Below are 15,867 nucleotides of genomic sequence, written 5' to 3'. Positions count from 1 at the left end.
GCGCCATCCTGTCCTCGGATGACGGGCCGGAATGGAAGATGATCCACGCCTATTGGGGGCGGGCGGTGGTCGAGAGCTGGATGGGGCCGTGGTGGCGGCGAAGGCTGGTCGCGGCGTTTCGCTGGCCGGTGAAGACGGAGGGCTGAGGGTTTGGCGCAGGTCATTCTGAGCAATGTGGGCCAGCAGATCGGCGGGCCGATCGGCCAGTTCATCGGCTCGACCATCGGCAAGGCCATCGACAACCGGGTGATCGCCAGCCTGTCGCCGGCGCGGCAGAAGGGGCCGCGGCTGGAAGGCCTGAGCCTGCAGTCGTCGGCGGACGGGGCGCCGATGGGCTGCGTCTTTGGCCGGGCGCGGGTGGTGGGGCAGGTGATCTGGGCCGCGCGGTTCCTGGAGACCAAGCACAAGCGGTCTGGCGGCAAGGGCGGGCAGAAGACGGTCGAGTACGACTATTCGCTGAGCTTCGCCGTCGGGCTGGGCGAGGGGCCGATCGACGGGGTGGGGCGGATCTGGGCCGACGGTCAGCCGCTGGACCTGACCGGGGTGACGATGCGGGTGCATCGCGGGACCGAGACGCAGACGCCGGACCCGTTGATCGAGGCGGTGGAAGGGGCGGCCTCGGCGTTTCGCGGCACGGCCTATGTGGTGTTCGAGGACCTGCCGCTGGGGCCGTTCGGTAATCGGGCGCCGCAGCTGGCGTTCGAGGTGTTTCGTCGGCCGATGGGCGTTGAGCGGCGGCTGGAGGACCGGCTGGAGGGGGTGTGTCTGATCCCTGGAGCGGGGGAGTTCTGTCTGGCGACCGAAGCCGTGATGCGGCGCGAGGGGCTGACGAAGAGCAGGCCTGAGAACGTCAACAACGCCGAGGGGCGGGCGGATATCGAAGTGTCGCTGGATCAGTTGATGGTGCAGGCGCCGAACCTGAAGCGGGTCAGCCTGATCGTCGGCTGGTTCGGCGACGACGTGCGGGCGGGGCATTGTCAGGTTCGACCCGGTGTGGATCGGCGCGACAAGATGACCAAGCCGATGCGCTGGAGCGTGGCCGGGCTGGAGCGGCATGAGGCGCATCTGGTGTCGCAGGTCGACGGGGGGCCGGCCTATGGCGGGACGCCGTCGGACGAGAGCGTGCGCCAGGCGATCCGCAGCCTGAAGGCGCGGGGGGTGGAGGTGACGCTGTATCCCTTCGTCTTCATGGACTGTCCCGGCTATCCGTGGCGCGGGCGCGTGGCCGGGACGGACGGCGCAGGGGCGGCGGCGGAGGTCGCAGCGATGTTCGGGACGGCGGATGGCTGGGGCCTGAGGCGGCTGGCGCTGCACTATGCGCGGATGGCGGCGGAAGAGGGGGCGGACGGCCTGCTGATCGGCTCGGAGATGCGAGGGCTGACCGGGACCCGCGATGCGGGCGGCGGCTTTCCGGCGACGGCGCAGTTCCGGGCGCTGGCGGCGGAGTGCCGGGCGATTGTCGGGGCGGGAGTGAAGCTGAGCTACGCCGCCGATTGGTCGGAGTATTTCGGCTGGCAGAAGGACGGCGAGGCGCGGTTCCATCTGGACCCGCTGTGGGCCGATCCGAATATCGATTACGTCGGCATCGACTGGTATCCGCCGCTGGGCGACTGGCGCGGGGGCGACGGCGGGCTGGATGCGGCGGCCTATGAGGGGGCGGCGGACCCGGCCTATCTGGCGATGCAGGTCGCGGGCGGCGAGAACTTCGACTGGTTCTACGCCAGCGCCGAGGATCGGGCGGGGCAGGTGCGGACGCCGATCAGCGACGGGGCGCATGACGAGGACTGGCTGTATCGACCCAAGGACCTGAAGGGGTGGTGGTCGAACGCTCACCATGAGCGGGTCGCGGGCGTGCGGTCGGCGACGCCGACGGCCTGGGTTCCGGGGATGAAGCCGATCCGGCTGACCGAGTTCGGCTGTGCGGCGGTGGACCGGGGCGGCAATGCGCCGAACCTGTTCCAGGACCCCAAGAGTTCCGAGAACGCCCTGCCGCCGCATTCGACGGGGGCGCGCGACGACCGGATGCAGCGGCGGGCGCTGGAGGCGGTGCTGACGCACTTTGAGGATGTGGCGAACAATCCGGTGTCGAGCGTCTATGGCGGGCGGATGGTCGAAGGGGCGGACGCCTGGTGCTGGGATGCGCGGCCGTTTCCGGCCTTTCCGGCGCGGGGCGGCGTGTGGGCTGACGCGGGGGCGTGGCGGGCCGGGCACTGGCTGAACGGGCGCATGGGCGGCGAGGCGGCGGATCTGGTCGCGGCGGTGCTGAAGCGCGGCGGGCTGGCGGAGGAGGCGTTCGAGATCGGGGCGCTGGACGGCGAGATCGCGGGCTATGTGATTGATCGACCGATGCGGACGCGGGATGCGCTGGAGCCGCTGCTGGCGGGTCTGGGGGCGACGGCGGCCGAGCGGGGCGGACGGATCGCGGTGCTGGGCGAGACGGCCGTGGGGCTGACGCTGACGGCGGAGGCCTTGGCCCTGCCGGACGAGGGCGCGAGCGTCGTGGCGGATCGGTCGCTTGAGCCGCGTCCGGGCGCGGCGCGGGTGCGCTTCATCGACGAGGCGGCGGATTATCAGACCGGGTCGGTGGTGGTGCGCGGCGCGGGCCATGGCGGCGGGGTTGATCTGGAACTGCCGGCGGTGTGCGGGGCGGGCGTGGCCGGTGCGCCGGCGCGGCGGACCCTGGCGACGACCGGGGGCGAGACGGATCGACTGACGGTGAAGCTGGGGCCGCTGGAGGCCTTGCGGCTGGAGCCGGGCGAGGTGGTGCAGGTCGAGGGGCGGACGGGCGACTGGCGCGTGACGCGGCTGGATGTGGACGAGCAGCCGTCGGCGGTGCTGGAGCCGGTGGTGGTCGTGCGGGTCGATGAGGCGCCGACCGACTGGCGGCCCGGCGACGGGCCGGCGGTAGTGGGCGCGCCGTTTTTGCGGCTGCTGGACCTGCCGCGCTTGCCGGGCGCGGAGGAGGACGGGCGGCCGGTGGTTGTGGTGGCGGCGGAGCCCTGGACGCCGATGGCGGTGCATGGGGGCGCGAGCGTGGAGGCGCTGACGCCGCGCGTGACGGTGGTGCGGCCGGCGACGGTCGGGGTGCTGACCGAGGCGGTCGGGCGCGGCGTGGTCGGGCGTTGGGACGAGGCCAACGCCATCATGGTGCGCGTCGAAGGGCGGGCGCCGGAGAGCCTGACGGCGGGCGGGGTGCTGGGGGGCGGCAATGCTTTGGCGCTGGAGACGGCGGCGGGCTGGGAAGTGGTGCAGTATCGGCGGGCGGAACTGGTCGGCGGCGAGGTCTGGCGGCTGAGCGGCCTGCTGCGCGGACAACAGGGGAGCGAGGAGGCGACGGCTGCGGGGGCCTTGGCCGGGGCGGTCGTGGTGTTTCTGGAACGCGACATGGCGCGGGCGGAAGTGGCGCCAGGCGAGCGGGGGCTGCCGCGCGTCTGGCGGGCCGGGCCTGCGGGTGCGGCGCCGGGCGGGAGTGGGTTTAGCGAGGTCGATTTCAGCTGGACCGGGCGGGCGGCGCGGCCTTGGCGACCGGCGCATCTGCGGGTGGCGGTCGAGGACGGCGGGCGGCGCCTGTCGTGGAGGCCGCGCGTGCGGGTCAACGGCGAGGGCTGGGAGGCGGAGCCGGTCGAGGTCGATCCGCGTCGATTCCGGGTGCGAGTGCTGGACGGCGCGGCGGAGAAGCGGGTCTGGGAGGTCGAGGGGCTGGAGGCGGTCTATGCGGCGGCGCAGATGGCGGCGGACTGGCCGGGCGGGGTCGGCGAAGGCGCGCGGATCGGCGTGGCGCAGTGGGGCGCCGGCTATGGCTGGGGGGCGGAGGCGGTGGTGGGGCTGTGACCTTTCCTGCCTTTCGCGCAGCGGTGGAGAGAGGGCGCGGCGGCGAAGTCGACGTGACGGAGGGGGCGATTCCACGGCGGGCGTTTGCGCCGCGCCCTCCACCGCTACGCGGTCCCCCTCCCCACAAGTGGGGAGGAAAGGGGGGATCGCCCCTTCCAGCGGGGGGGCGCATGGCTTAACTGACGCTCTGGTCTTTTTCTGATGTCGGAGTGAAGCGAACGTGGCTGGCGATCCCTACAAGGAACTGGGCGTTGCCAGAGGCGCGAGCGCGGACGAGATCAAGAAGGCGTTCCGCAAGCTGGCCAAGGAGCTGCACCCGGACAAGAACCCCGGCGACAAGGTGTCGGAGGAGCGGTTCAAGCGCATCACGGCGGCCTTCGACCTGCTGGGCGACGCCGAGAAGCGGGCCAAGTATGATCGCGGCGAGATCGACGCGGACGGCCGCGAGCAATTCCGCGCGCCTCCGGGCGGCGGCGGGCGTTCGGGCGGCTTTGGCGGATTCGGCGGGTCGGGCGGACGCGGCGGGTTCGAGGACATCGACCTGGAAGAGCTGTTCGGCGCCTTCGGCGGCGGCGGGCGCACGGCGGGGCGCGGCGGCTTTGGCGGCAAGGGCCAGGACGTGCGGGCGACGCTGGACATCAGTCTGGAGGACTCCATCGCCGGCACGACGCGCCGCATCCAGTTCTCGGACGGTCGGATGCTGGACGTGGTCATTCCCAAGGGGGCGTCCGAGGGCCAGGTGATCCGGCTGAAGGGGCAGGGCGCGCCGGGACGCGGCGGCCAGGCGGGCGACGCCCTGATCGAACTGAAGATCGCGCCGCACCCGGTGTTCAAGCGTGATGGGGCGGACCTGACCATGGACCTGCCGGTGTCGGTTCCTGACGCGGTGCTGGGCGGCAAGATCCAGGTGCCGACGCCCGAGGGCGCGGTGATGATGACCATCCCCAAGGGCTCGAACAGCGGCAAGATCCTGCGGCTCAAGGCGCGCGGCGCCTATGCGGCGGGCAAGCGCGGCGACCTGCTGGCCAAGCTGGTGGTGACGCTGCCGGAAACCCCGGACGACGACCTGATCCGGTTCGCGACCGAGTGGCGCGACAAGCGCCCCTATAAGCCCGGACGCTGAGCCGCCCCTCAATCTCCTCCCCAAGCTGGATACGACGATGATCGCCCAAGCCGTTGCCAAGCCTGACGCCAAGCCTGCTCGCCCGTGGTTCTCCGCCGGTCCGACGGCCAAGCGTCCGGGGTGGTCGCTTGCGGGGCTGCCGACCAACCTGCTGGGGAGGGGCATTCGCGCGCCGGAGGTGGTGGAGCGGTTCGCCTACGGCTTGCGGCTGACGCGCGAAGTGCTGAGCCCGCCCGAGGACTATGTACTGCTCTATACGCCGGGCTCGGACACGGGCGCGGTCGAGGCGGCGCTGTGGGGGATGCTGGGAGAGCGGCCGGTTCAGGTCGTGGCCTATGAGAACTTCGGCCAGGTCTGGGCGACCGACGTGCGCGATCACCTGAAGCTGGAGCCCGAGGTGCTGACGGCGCCCTGGGGCGAGTTGCCGGACATGAGCCGGGTCGATCCCAGCAAGGACGTGGTGTTTCCGTGGAACGGCACGACGTCGGGCGTGCGCATGGATAACGCCGACTGGATCGCCGACGACCGCGAGGGGCTGACCATCTGCGACGCGACCTCGGCGGCGTTCGCCATGGACCTGCCGTGGGACAAGCTGGATGTGACCACTTTCAGCTTCCAGAAGGCGCTGGGCGGCGAGGCGGGCATAGGCGTCATGGTGCTGTCGCCGCGCGCCGTGGCGCGGCTGGATACCTATCGCCCCGAGCGGTCGATCCCCAAGGTGCTGCGCCTGACCGACAAGAGCGGCTTTGACCGGACGCTGGCGGACGGGGTGGTGATCAACACCTATTCCATCCTGACCATCGAGGACTGGATCGACGCCCTGGAGTGGGCCAAGGGCGCGGGCGGGTTGAAAGAACTGATCCGACGCACCGACGCCAACTATGCGGCGCTGGCGGAATGGGTGGAGCGGACCGACTGGGTCGCCATGCTGCCGGATCGACCGGAAATCCGCTCGACCACCTCGGTCTGCCTGAAGTTCACCGATGCGCGCGTGGCGGCCCTCGACGAGGCCGGGCAGAAGGCCTTTGTGAAGCGGTTCAAGGCCTTGCTGGAAGGCGAAGGCGCGGTGTTCGACATGGAGCCGCACCGTTACGCGCCGCCGGGGCTGCGGTTGTGGTGCGGCTGCACGGTCGAGACGGCGGATGTCGTGGACGCGACGCCGTGGCTGGAATGGGCGTTTGCGACGGCGGTCAGTGAACTGAGCGCATAATTCTGCGCTGTCGGGGCGACTCCGGACGATTCAGGGGTTATAGGCTCCCACCGCATTCTGGATTGCGGAGAAACGATCTTGGCGAACGTCGCGGTAGTCGGCGCCCAATGGGGCGACGAGGGCAAGGGCAAGATTGTGGACTGGCTGTCCAATCGCGCCGACATGGTGGTGCGCTTCCAGGGCGGCCATAACGCGGGCCATACGCTGGTCGTCGACGGCAAGGTTTACAAGCTGGCGCTGCTGCCTTCGGGCGTGGTGCAGGGCAAGCCCTCGATCATCGGCAACGGCGTGGTCGTCGATCCTTGGCATCTGGTGGGCGAGATCGAGAAGATCGTCGCCCAGGGCGTGGCCATCAGCCCCGACATCCTGACCATCGCCGACAATGCCTGTCTGATCCTCCCGATCCACCCGGCTCTGGACGTGGCGCGCGAAGCCGCCGCCAGCGCGCCGGGCGCCAAGATCGGCACGACCGGGCGCGGCATCGGTCCGGCCTATGAGGACAAGGTGGGGCGTCGCGCCATCCGCGTCTGTGACCTGGCCAATGAAGACGATCTGAAGATCAAGATCGAGCGTCTGCGTTCGCACCACGATCCGCTGCGTGCGGGTCTGGGGCTGGAGCCGATCGACCCCGAGGCGCTGCTGGCGCAACTGCTGGAGATCGCGCCGAAGATCCTGCCCTATGTGAAGCCGGCCTGGCGCGTGCTGGATCAGGCCCAGAAGGAGGGCAAGCGCGTGCTGTTCGAGGGGGCGCAGGGCGCCTTCCTGGACGTGGATCACGGCACCTATCCCTATGTGACGTCGTCCAACACGGTGGCGGGGCAGGCGGCGGCGGGGTCGGGCATCGGGCCGCGCGGCGTCGGCTATGTGCTGGGCATTGTGAAGGCCTATACGACCCGCGTCGGCGAGGGCCCATTCGCCTGTGAGCTGAACGACGAGGTCGGCGAGCATCTGGCGGTCGTGGGCCGCGAGGTCGGGGTGAACACGGGTCGGGCGCGGCGTTGCGGCTGGTTCGACGCGGTTCTGGTGCGTCAGTCGGTGGCGATCAACGGCATCGACGGCATCGCCCTGACCAAGCTGGACGTGCTGGACGGTCTGAAGACGCTGAAGATCTGCGTCGGCTATCGCATCAACGGCGAGGTGCTGGACTATCTGCCCTCCAGCCTGAAGGCTCAGGCCTCGGCCGAGCCGGTGTTCGAGGAACTGGAAGGCTGGAGCGAGAGCACCGCCGGGGTGCGGACGTTCAAGGACCTGAACGCCCATGCGCTGAAGTATGTGCGTCGGATCGAGGAACTGATCGGCGCGCCGGTGGCCCTGCTGTCGACCAGTCCTGAGCGGGACGACACCATCCTGATGCGCGATCCGTTCCAGGGTTGAGGCTGAGGGCAGGGGGCGTGTCCCGATAAGGGAAACGGCCCCTTAACCCCCTGAGTTTACCTTCTTGGCTCCAGATGGAGCCGAGCCGTGTTCGCTTTAGACGCCAAGACGATGCAGAAGATCGCGCCGGTCGTGCGCCGGGTGCTGATCGTCGACCCCAACCCTGCCGCCGCGCGCCTGTTGTCCGACCTGCTGAAGGGCTTTGGATCGCGGGATGTCGCGGTCGAGGGCGATGAGGCGAAGGTGATCGATCTGGCCCGCGAGATGGAGCCGGGCCTGATCCTGACCGAGCGGTCGGGGCCGCGTCTGGACGGCGAGGCTCTGGCGCGGCGCATCCGACGCTCAAGCCTGGCCTGTCGCCGCGTGCCGATCATCATGGTCACGGCCGAGGCCACCGCCAGCACCATCAAGGGCGCGCGGGATTCCGGCGTGCACGAGTTTCTGAGGAAGCCCTTCACCAGCGGCGACCTGTTCCGCCGGGTTGAGAACCTGGCCACCAAGCCGCGCGACTGGGTTGAGGCGGTGGGCTACATCGGGCCGGATCGCCGCCGCTTCAACTCCGACGACTATGCGGGGCCGGGCAAGCGCAAGGCTGACAAGCCGGCGTCGGCGGCCGAGGCGGTCGTGGCGGTCAAGGATCAGGCGATGCGGATTCTGGCTTCGGCCATGGCCCAGTTCGACAGTGATCCGATGCAGGCGGTGCGCGCCATCAAGCAGCAGGCCGAGACGCTGAAGGCCCTGGCCATCAAGACCGGCGACGCGTCGCTGGCGATCGTTGCGGCGGGTCTGGAGACGAACCTGGCGGCGGGCGCCCCGACCAAGGCGACGCTGGCCGGGCCGGTGGGCGCGGTGTTGGCGCTGGCCTCGCCCGAGAGCCTGTCTCGGGCGGGGTAAGGCGTTTCTTTCCTCCCCATTCTATGGGGAGGGGGACTACGAAGTGGTGGAGGGGACGTCGCCGCCACCCACCATCTGGCGCGAACCCGGACAGGTGGCGCCGCCCCCTCCGTCACGGCGCTTTGCGCCGCGCCACCTCCCCATGGAATGGGGAGGAAAGGCTCATGAGCCCGTCAGGCGTCGACCAGGTTTCGCTCTTCGGCGGCGGCGCGCATGGCTTTTTGCAGTTTCTCGAAGGCGCGGACCTCGATCTGACGCACGCGTTCGCGCGACACGCCGTACTGGCCTGCGAGCTCTTCCAGAGTGACGGGATCGTCCTTGAGGCGGCGTTCCGTGAGGATGTGCTTCTCGCGGTCGGTCAGTTCCTGCATGGCTTCTTCGAGCAGGCTCATGCGGATGGATTTTTCCTCGGAGTCGGCCAGGGCCGTTTCCTGGGACACCGCATTGTCGTCGGCCAGCCAGTCCTGCCACTCGCTTTCGCCGTCGGCGCGCAGGGGCGCGTTCAGCGAGGCGTCGCCACTGAGGCGGCGGTTCATGTTGGTGACTTCCTCTTCCGACACGCCCAGCTTGGTGGCGATGGCGGCGAGGTGTTCGGGGCGCAGGTCACCCTCTTCAAACGCGGAAATCTGGCTCTTGGCCTTGCGCAGGTTGAAGAAGAGCTTCTTCTGCGCCGCGGTGGTGCCCATCTTCACGAGGGACCAGGAGCGCAGGATGTATTCCTGAATCGAGGCGCGAATCCACCACATGGCGTAGGTCGCCAGGCGGAAGCCTTTGTCGGGATCGAATTTCTTGACGGCCTGCATCAGGCCGACATTGCCCTCTGAGATCACTTCGCCGATCGGCAGGCCGTAGCCGCGATACCCCATGGCGATCTTGGCCACGAGACGAAGGTGGGAGGTGACGAGGCGGTGGGCCGCTTCGGGGTCCTGGTGCTCGCTCCAACGCTTGGCGAGCATGAACTCCTCGTCCTTGGTGAGCATCGGAAACTTGCGGATTTCCGTGAGATAGCGCGACAGTCCCTGTTCAGGCGACATCACCGCGAGTGTCGAGTTAGCCATTAGACGTGGTCCCTCCGACCGATAAGTAAAGAGCAGGCGCCACGGCCATGACCACATGCGTGCGCCATCGCCTCACCCCTCAACCGATCCAAGTGGCGATGGGTTGCCCCGATTTGTAGGGGCGGATCGTCACACGAAAGCGTGACTGTGACCCCGGCGCCACGTGCACCGTTACAAGCCTATTAGCACAGTGTGAGTTGCTGATCAAATCGGGCGAGGATGCGGGCTCAAAGTTCTGCGAGCAGGGCTTCCAGGCGCTGCATGTCCTCGGGCGGGGCGGTCTCGAAACGCAGGGCCTGACCCGTCACCGGGTGGACGAAGCCGAGGACGGCGGCGTGGAGGGCCTGACGGGTCAGGCCGACCTCGGCGACGGCGGCGCGGACCGGGATGGCGGGGCTGCCCGAGCCATAGACGGGGTCGCCCAGCAGGGGCGAACCCTTGGAGGCCAGGTGGACGCGGATCTGGTGGGTGCGGCCGGTGTGCAGGGTGCAGGCGACGCGGGCGGCGAGCGGGGCGGCGGAGGCCTTGGCGGGCTGGCCGAAGGTTTTCTGCACCACATAGTCGGTGATGGCTTCACGACCGCCAGCCTTGAGCACGGCCATCTTCTTGCGGTCGCTGCTGGAGCGGCCGATCTGGGTCTGGATGCGGCCCTTCTCGGGGGAGGGCGCGCCGCGCGTCAGGGCGATGTAGATGCGCTCGATGTCGTGGGTCGCGAACAGGGCGGACAGGCCCGCGTGGGCGCGGTCGGACTTGGCGGCGACCATGACGCCCGAGGTGTCCTTGTCCAGGCGGTGGACGATGCCGGGGCGGGCCACGCCGCCTATGCCCGACAGCCCAGCGCCGCAGTGGGCCAGAAGGGCGTTGACCAGGGTGCCGGTTTCGCAGCCAGGGGCCGGGTGGGCGGCCATGCCGGGGGCCTTGTCGATGACGATCAGGTCGGCGTCCTCGAACAGCACCGTCAGCGGGATGGCCTCCGGCTGGGGCGTGGCGGGGACGACCGGGGGCATGATGACGGCGTAGAGACCGGTCTGGGCCTTGGCCGAGCCGCTGGTGATCGGCTGGCCGTCGCGGCGGACGGCGCCCTCGGCCAGCAAGGCCTGAAGCCGGGCGCGCGACAGGGTCGGGAAGGCGGCGGCCAGGGCCTTGTCGAGGCGGACGCCGGGCGCGTCGATCTGCGCCTCGAGAATTTCCGCGTCGTCGTCTTCCGTCAGCAAAGGTTCATCGGCCATAGGGCGAAATAGCATGGCTTGCGGGGCGAGGCTTCATCGGTCCTTGGCCGCCGCGTGAAATGCCTTGGGAGAGGCCGGAATGAAGCTTTTGATCGCCGCTGCAGTCGCCGCCACGGGCGTGGTTCTGCTGTCCGGCTGCGCCACCATGAGCCAGGATCAGTGCCTGGTCGGCGACTGGGGCGGGCAGGGCTGGCGCGACGGCGCGGCGGGACATCAGACCAGCCGGCTGGACGATCACGCCAAGGCCTGCGCCAAGTTTGGCGTGGTCCCGAACATGAGCGCCTATCTGTCGGCCCGCGAGGACGGCTTGCGAACCTATTGCACCTGGGAGAACGGCTTCCGGCAGGGGCGTCAGGGCGCCAGCTATGGCGGTGTCTGCTCGCCGGCGGAGGAGCGCGACTTCCTGCCCGCCTATCAGGACGGGCGTCGGATCTATGCGGCGGAGCAGGCCGTGTCGTCGGCGGAAAGCGCGCTCAACTCGGCCATCAGCCGTATCGAGAGCCGTGAGGACAAGTTGGAGGCCAAGCAGCGCGAACTGCGGCAGGAGGGGCTGACGGACGAGCAGCGCGAGCGCGTTCGCGAGCGTATCCGCGAGGTGCGCGGCGAGCTTCAGGACGCGCGTCGCGATGCGCGCCGTGCGGAAGATGAGTTGCGCTATGCCGAGATCGAGGCGCGGGCGGTGATCGGCGCCATCGGCGGTCGCTACGGGGTGTGGTGATTTCAGCAGCCTAAGGCCGTCATCCCGGCCGGAGCCTCGCGAAGCGAGGCGCAGAGCCGGGACCGCTGAGGACGCCGCGCTTCCTGCGGTCCCGGATAGCGGCTACGCCGCTTCCGGGATGACGCGAGAAGGTGATCAGGCGGCCTTGGTGGCCGAGGCGCCGAAGTGCGGGTCCAGTTCGCCGGCGGCGTAGCGCTTGGCCATCTGGGCGGTGGACAGGGGGCGGATTTTCGACGCCTGACCTTCGCAGCCGAACTGCTGATAGCGCTCGATGCACAGCTTGCGCATGGCTTCCTTGGCGGGCTTGAGCCAGGCGCGCGGGTCAAACTCGCCCGGCTTTTCCATTAGCAGTTTGCGCACGGCGCCGGTCATGGCCATGCGGTTGTCGGTGTCGATGTTGATCTTGCGCACGCCGTGCTTGATGCCGCGCTGGATTTCCTCGACCGGCACGCCCCATGTCTGGGGCATCTGGCCGCCGTAGGCGTTGATGATGTCCTGCAGGTCCTGCGGCACCGAGGACGAGCCGTGCATGACCAGGTGGGTGTCGGGCAGGCGGCGGTGGATTTCCTCGATCACGTTCATGGCCAGGACTTCGCCGTCCGGCTTGCGGCTGAACTTGTAGGCGCCGTGGCTGGTGCCCATGGCGATGGCCAGGGCGTCGACCTTGGTGGCGCGGACGAAGTCGACGGCCTGATCCGGGTCGGTCAGCAGGGCCGAATGGTCCAGCTTGCCTTCGAAGCCGTGGCCGTCTTCGGCCTCGCCCATGCCGGTTTCCAGCGAGCCGAGCACGCCCAGTTCGCCCTCGACCGAGACGCCGCACGAGTGGGCCATTTCGGTGACGCGACGGGTGACGTCGACGTTGTATTCGTAGGAGGCGGGGGTCTTGGCGTCTTCTTCCAGCGAGCCGTCCATCATCACCGAGGTGAAGCCGTACTGGATGGCGGTGGCGCAGGTCGCCGGGCCGTTGCCGTGATCCTGGTGCATGCAGACCGGGATGTGGGGATACAGTTCAGCCAGGGCGTCGATCAGCTTGGCCAGGACGATGTCGTTGGCGTAGCTGCGGGCGCCGCGCGAGGCCTGGATGATGACCGGAGCGTTGACGGCTTCCGCCGCCTCCATGATGGCCAGGCCCTGTTCCATGTTGTTGATATTATAGGCGGGCAGGCCGTAGTCGTTCTCCGCCGCGTGATCGAGCAACTGTCGCAGCGTGATGCGCGCCATGGGTAGTCTCCTGAGCCGGTATTATTTTGCTCAGGCTTTAGCCCGAAGGGGCGAGGAAGTCACGCCGACGGAACGGGGGAGTGTCTTGGCCCGGAAGGTTCATCTGCGCGGGCAAGAGGGATCGTCAAATGTGAAGCCCATGGACCCGGAAGAGGTGAGGGATCTGCCCAGGTGCTGTCAGTCTAACGCTAAAGGTGCTCCACCTAAAAGGTGGCAAGCCACTGGTGGAGTAGGCATTTCTATGAAGCCCTTATCGTTTAAGCGACATCGTTTTCCAGCTGAGGTGATCCGTCATGCCGTGTGGCTGTACTTTCGTTTCAACCTGAGCTTCCGTGATGTCGAGGAGTTGATGGCGCAACGCGGAATCGACGTGAGCTACGAAACGATCCGGTGCTGGACGATCAAGTTCGGGCCTTTGATTGCACGGCGGCTGAAGAAGCGACGTGGGTCACCCACAGGCCGCTGGCATCTCGATGAGATGGTTTGCAAGATCGGTGGCAGACGTATGTATCTGTGGCGCGCTGTTGATGATGAAGGCGAGGTTCTAGACGTCATCGTCCAGCGTCGGCGGGACACAGAAGCGGCTTTGAAGCTGATTAGACGTCTTATACGTAACCAACCTGTCGAGCCGGAAACCATCACAACGGATGGGCTGGCATCCTACGGTGCGGCCCTCGATCAGTTGGAACTACGGCATCTTCATCGTCCCGGTCGACTGCGTGATAATAACCGCGTTGAGAATTCTCACCTGCCGATCCGGCGACGAGAGCGGCAGCAGCAGAGGTTCAAATCCCAAGCCTCAGCCCAGAGATTTCTCACCACCCACGCGGCGATTTACAACACCTTCAATATCCAGCGCCATCTCATCAGCAGATCCACACTTCGTCGTTTTCGCGCCGATGCGGATGCCGCTTGGATGGCGGCGGTAGCCTGATATTTTGCAGGGTTGGGGGCTTTTTGAATGTGCTCAGTTAACCTGACGGTTCCTTCGCCGAATACCTCCCCTATGCCGTGACCCGCACCTGGCACACGCAACTGGCTGTGTTGTGGATCGCCGTCGCCTGGCTCGCCGCCGGCCTCTATGTCGCGCCGCTGTTGTCGGGCAAGGATCCGAAGTTCCAGGTCTGGGGTGTCAACTTCCTGTTCGTCAGCCTGCTCGTCATTGTCGTCGGCTCATTCGCCGGACAATGGGCAGCTGTCAACGGCTTCTTCCGCAACCTGACCGCCAATTTCTGGTTCGGGCATCAGGGTTACGAATACACCGACCTTGGCCGCTTCTGGCAGATCTACCTCTTCATCGGCTTGATGCTGTGGGTGCTTCTAGTCCTTCGCGGTTTGTGGCCTCTGCTGCGGCGCAAGGGCGGCGTGTCTCTGATCCTGCTGGTGGCCATCTCAACCGTGGCAATCGGTCTGCTGTTTGGCGCCAGCCTGATGTGGGGCGAGAAGACCCACATCTCGATCATGGAATACTGGCGCTGGTGGGTGGTCCACCTGTGGGTCGAGGGCGTGTTCGAGGTTTTCGCGACCGCCATCGTCTCGGCGTTGCTGGTGCGTATGGGGCTGGTTCGCCCCTCCGTGGCCGCTACGGCGGTTCTGGTCGCCACCATCGTCTTCCTCAGCGGAGGCGTGCTCGGCACCTTCCACCACCTGTATTTCAGCGGTACGCCGATCGGCGTCATCGCGCTAGGTTCGGTGCTGTCGGCGCTGGAAGTGGTCCCGCTCGCGGTCGTCGGCTTCGAGGCTTACAACCGCTCCAAGCTGGAGGGCCAGAACGAGTGGGAAGAGGTCTATCACTGGCCCTTCCGCTTCTTCGCCGCCGTCCTGTTCTGGAACCTGGTCGGGGCGGGCCTCTTGGGCTTCCTGATCAACACACCGATCGCCCTCTATTACATGCAAGGGCTGAACACGACGGCCAGCCACGGCCATGCCGCCCTGTTCGGCGTCTATGGCATGCTGGGCCTGGGTCTGGTGCTCTATTGCATGCGCGGTCTGACCAATCCCCGCATCTGGAACCAGCGCCTGCTGTCTATCGCCTTCTGGTGCCTGAACATCGGCCTGGCGATGATGACTTTCCTGTCGCTGCTGCCCCAGGGCCTCTGGCAGACCTATGTGTCGTTCAACGAAAACTACGCCGCCGCACGCTCGGCCGAACTGATGCACCATCCGATCATGGAGGGGCTGGTCTGGGCACGGGTACCGGGCGACGTGGTGTTCGCCGTCGGCGTGGGTGCTTTCGTCCTTTTCGCGGTGAAAGCCTTCTGGGGGAGCCGTCGTCGCGCGTGACGGTGGTGGCACCCTTGAGCTGAGCAGGTCTTAAGTGGTTTCCGACCTGTTTGAGCGGTGCTGTCAGTCTAACGCTAAAGGTGCTCCACCTAGAAGGCTACAAGCCATTGGTGGAGAAGGCGTTTTATGAAGCCGCTATCGTTTAAACGTCACCGATTTCCAGCTGAGGTGATCCGTCATGCCGTGTGGTTGTACTTTCGCTTCAATCTTAGCTTCCGCGACGTCGAGGAACTGATGGCGCAACGCGGAATTGACGTCAGCTACGAAACGATCCGGTGCTGGACGATCAAGTTCGGGCCTCTGATTGCACGGCGGCTGAAGAAGCGGAGAGTGCCTCCGACAGGCCGTTGGCATCTCGATGAAATGGTCTGCAAGATCGGAGGACGGCGCATGTATCTGTGGCGCGCAGTCGACGACGAAGGCGAGGTTTTAGACGTCGTTGTCCAGCGCCAGCGGGACACAGAGGCGGCTTTGAAGCTGATCAGACGTCTTTTGCGCAATCAACCGGTCGAGCCAGAAACCATCACGACGGACGGGTTGGCCTCGTACGGTGCGGCACTCGATCAGTTGGAACTGCGCCATCTGCATCGCCCTGGCAGGCTTCGTGACAACAACCGCGTTGAGAACTCACATCTGCCGATCCGACGACGGGAGCGGCAGCATCAGAGGTTCAAATCCCAAGCCTCAGCCCAGAGATTTCTCACCACCCACGCCGCGATCTACAACACCTTCAACTTCCAGCGCCATTTGATCAGCAGACCTACACTTCGTCGCTTTCGCGTCGATGCGGATGCCGCATGGACGGCGGCTGTCGCCTGATATTGAGCAGGGTAGGGGAGTTTTTGACTGAGCTCAGTTAGCCTGACAGCCCCTCCTCAATCGTCAGACAGAACTCGAGCTTCGGAAAGAAGGAAGGGTTATCATCC

General features: G+C 67.2%; 12 protein-coding genes. 9 read left to right on the top strand and 3 right to left on the bottom strand.

Annotated features, from left to right (window positions below; translation table 11 throughout):
- Positions 1 to 150 precede the first annotated feature (150 nt).
- The 5 genes from DXK21_RS15525 to DXK21_RS15505 all read left to right on the top strand — a co-directional run bounded on the left by DXK21_RS15525 (position 151) and on the right by DXK21_RS15505 (position 8,432).
- Entirely contained in the window at positions 151 to 3,831 is a 3,681-nt protein-coding gene (locus DXK21_RS15525) for a baseplate multidomain protein megatron (protein WP_114818676.1), read from the top strand.
- Between the two features lie 220 nt (positions 3,832 to 4,051).
- The gene (locus DXK21_RS15520; RefSeq protein ID WP_114818675.1) at positions 4,052 to 4,954 is read left to right on the top strand and encodes a DnaJ C-terminal domain-containing protein; all 903 of its coding nucleotides are present in this window, start codon (positions 4,052 to 4,054) and stop codon (positions 4,952 to 4,954) included.
- Positions 4,955 to 4,991: 37 nt separating this feature from the next.
- Positions 4,992 to 6,164, top strand: a complete 1,173-nt coding sequence (locus DXK21_RS15515) for a phosphoserine transaminase (protein ID WP_114818674.1) — start codon at positions 4,992 to 4,994, stop codon at positions 6,162 to 6,164.
- Between the two features lie 78 nt (positions 6,165 to 6,242).
- The gene (locus DXK21_RS15510) at positions 6,243 to 7,538 is read left to right on the top strand and encodes an adenylosuccinate synthase (RefSeq protein WP_114818673.1); all 1,296 of its coding nucleotides are present in this window, start codon (positions 6,243 to 6,245) and stop codon (positions 7,536 to 7,538) included.
- Between the two features lie 87 nt (positions 7,539 to 7,625).
- Entirely contained in the window at positions 7,626 to 8,432 is an 807-nt protein-coding gene (locus DXK21_RS15505; RefSeq protein WP_114818672.1) for a response regulator, read from the top strand.
- A 173-nt stretch (positions 8,433 to 8,605) separates the two neighbouring features.
- Here DXK21_RS15505 and rpoH read toward each other — a convergent pair whose 3' ends face one another.
- Both rpoH and DXK21_RS15495 read right to left on the bottom strand, forming a co-directional pair.
- Positions 8,606 to 9,490 carry an RNA polymerase sigma factor RpoH gene (gene rpoH / locus DXK21_RS15500; RefSeq protein ID WP_114818671.1) on the bottom strand — a complete coding sequence of 295 codons (885 nt, stop codon included), beginning with the start codon at positions 9,488 to 9,490 and terminating at the stop codon, positions 8,606 to 8,608.
- A gap of 227 nt (positions 9,491 to 9,717) precedes the next feature.
- Positions 9,718 to 10,719: an RluA family pseudouridine synthase gene (locus DXK21_RS15495; protein ID WP_114818670.1), complete on the bottom strand. Its 1,002-nt coding sequence runs from the start codon at positions 10,717 to 10,719 to the stop codon at positions 9,718 to 9,720.
- Between the two features lie 79 nt (positions 10,720 to 10,798).
- Here DXK21_RS15495 and DXK21_RS15490 point away from each other — a divergent pair, with 79 nt between their 5' ends.
- Positions 10,799 to 11,437 (top strand): DUF2799 domain-containing protein, encoded by a 639-nt coding sequence (locus DXK21_RS15490; RefSeq protein WP_114818669.1) that lies wholly within the window; start codon positions 10,799 to 10,801, stop codon positions 11,435 to 11,437.
- Positions 11,438 to 11,572: 135 nt separating this feature from the next.
- Here the strand turns inward: DXK21_RS15490 and fba are convergent, their stop codons facing one another.
- Positions 11,573 to 12,658: a class II fructose-bisphosphate aldolase gene (fba, locus tag DXK21_RS15485; protein ID WP_114818668.1), complete on the bottom strand. Its 1,086-nt coding sequence runs from the start codon at positions 12,656 to 12,658 to the stop codon at positions 11,573 to 11,575.
- Positions 12,659 to 12,899: 241 nt separating this feature from the next.
- On the opposite strand from fba, the gene DXK21_RS15480 reads away from it, so the two are divergent.
- The 3 genes from DXK21_RS15480 to DXK21_RS15470 all read left to right on the top strand — a co-directional run bounded on the left by DXK21_RS15480 (position 12,900) and on the right by DXK21_RS15470 (position 15,760).
- On the top strand, positions 12,900 to 13,592 hold the full coding sequence (locus DXK21_RS15480; RefSeq protein WP_114818667.1) for an IS6 family transposase: 693 nt from the start codon (positions 12,900 to 12,902) through the stop codon (positions 13,590 to 13,592).
- 77 nt (positions 13,593 to 13,669) lie between these two features.
- Positions 13,670 to 14,941: a cbb3-type cytochrome c oxidase subunit I gene (locus DXK21_RS15475; RefSeq protein WP_114818666.1), complete on the top strand. Its 1,272-nt coding sequence runs from the start codon at positions 13,670 to 13,672 to the stop codon at positions 14,939 to 14,941.
- A gap of 126 nt (positions 14,942 to 15,067) precedes the next feature.
- Positions 15,068 to 15,760 carry an IS6 family transposase gene (locus tag DXK21_RS15470; RefSeq protein ID WP_114818665.1) on the top strand — a complete coding sequence of 231 codons (693 nt, stop codon included), beginning with the start codon at positions 15,068 to 15,070 and terminating at the stop codon, positions 15,758 to 15,760.
- The last annotated feature ends 107 nt before the right edge of the window (positions 15,761 to 15,867 follow it).

The sequence above is a fragment of the Brevundimonas bullata genome (assembly GCF_003350205.1).
Taxonomy (GTDB): Bacteria; Pseudomonadota; Alphaproteobacteria; order Caulobacterales; family Caulobacteraceae; genus Brevundimonas; species Brevundimonas bullata.
The sequence above is the reverse complement of the archived record's forward strand: the minus strand, read 5'-3'. Positions and strand labels throughout refer to the sequence as shown.

Coding starts and splice junctions, on each gene's coding strand:
- rpoH (WP_114818671.1), bottom strand. CDS start 9,490: ATGGCTAACTCGACACTCGCGGTGATGTCGCCTGAACAGGGACTGTCG.
- fba (WP_114818668.1), bottom strand. CDS start 12,658: ATGGCGCGCATCACGCTGCGACAGTTGCTCGATCACGCGGCGGAGAAC.
- DXK21_RS15495 (WP_114818670.1), bottom strand. CDS start 10,719: ATGGCCGATGAACCTTTGCTGACGGAAGACGACGACGCGGAAATTCTC.
- DXK21_RS15515 (WP_114818674.1), top strand. CDS start 4,992: ATGATCGCCCAAGCCGTTGCCAAGCCTGACGCCAAGCCTGCTCGCCCG.
- DXK21_RS15470 (WP_114818665.1), top strand. CDS start 15,068: ATGAAGCCGCTATCGTTTAAACGTCACCGATTTCCAGCTGAGGTGATC.
- DXK21_RS15480 (WP_114818667.1), top strand. CDS start 12,900: ATGAAGCCCTTATCGTTTAAGCGACATCGTTTTCCAGCTGAGGTGATC.
- DXK21_RS15490 (WP_114818669.1), top strand. CDS start 10,799: ATGAAGCTTTTGATCGCCGCTGCAGTCGCCGCCACGGGCGTGGTTCTG.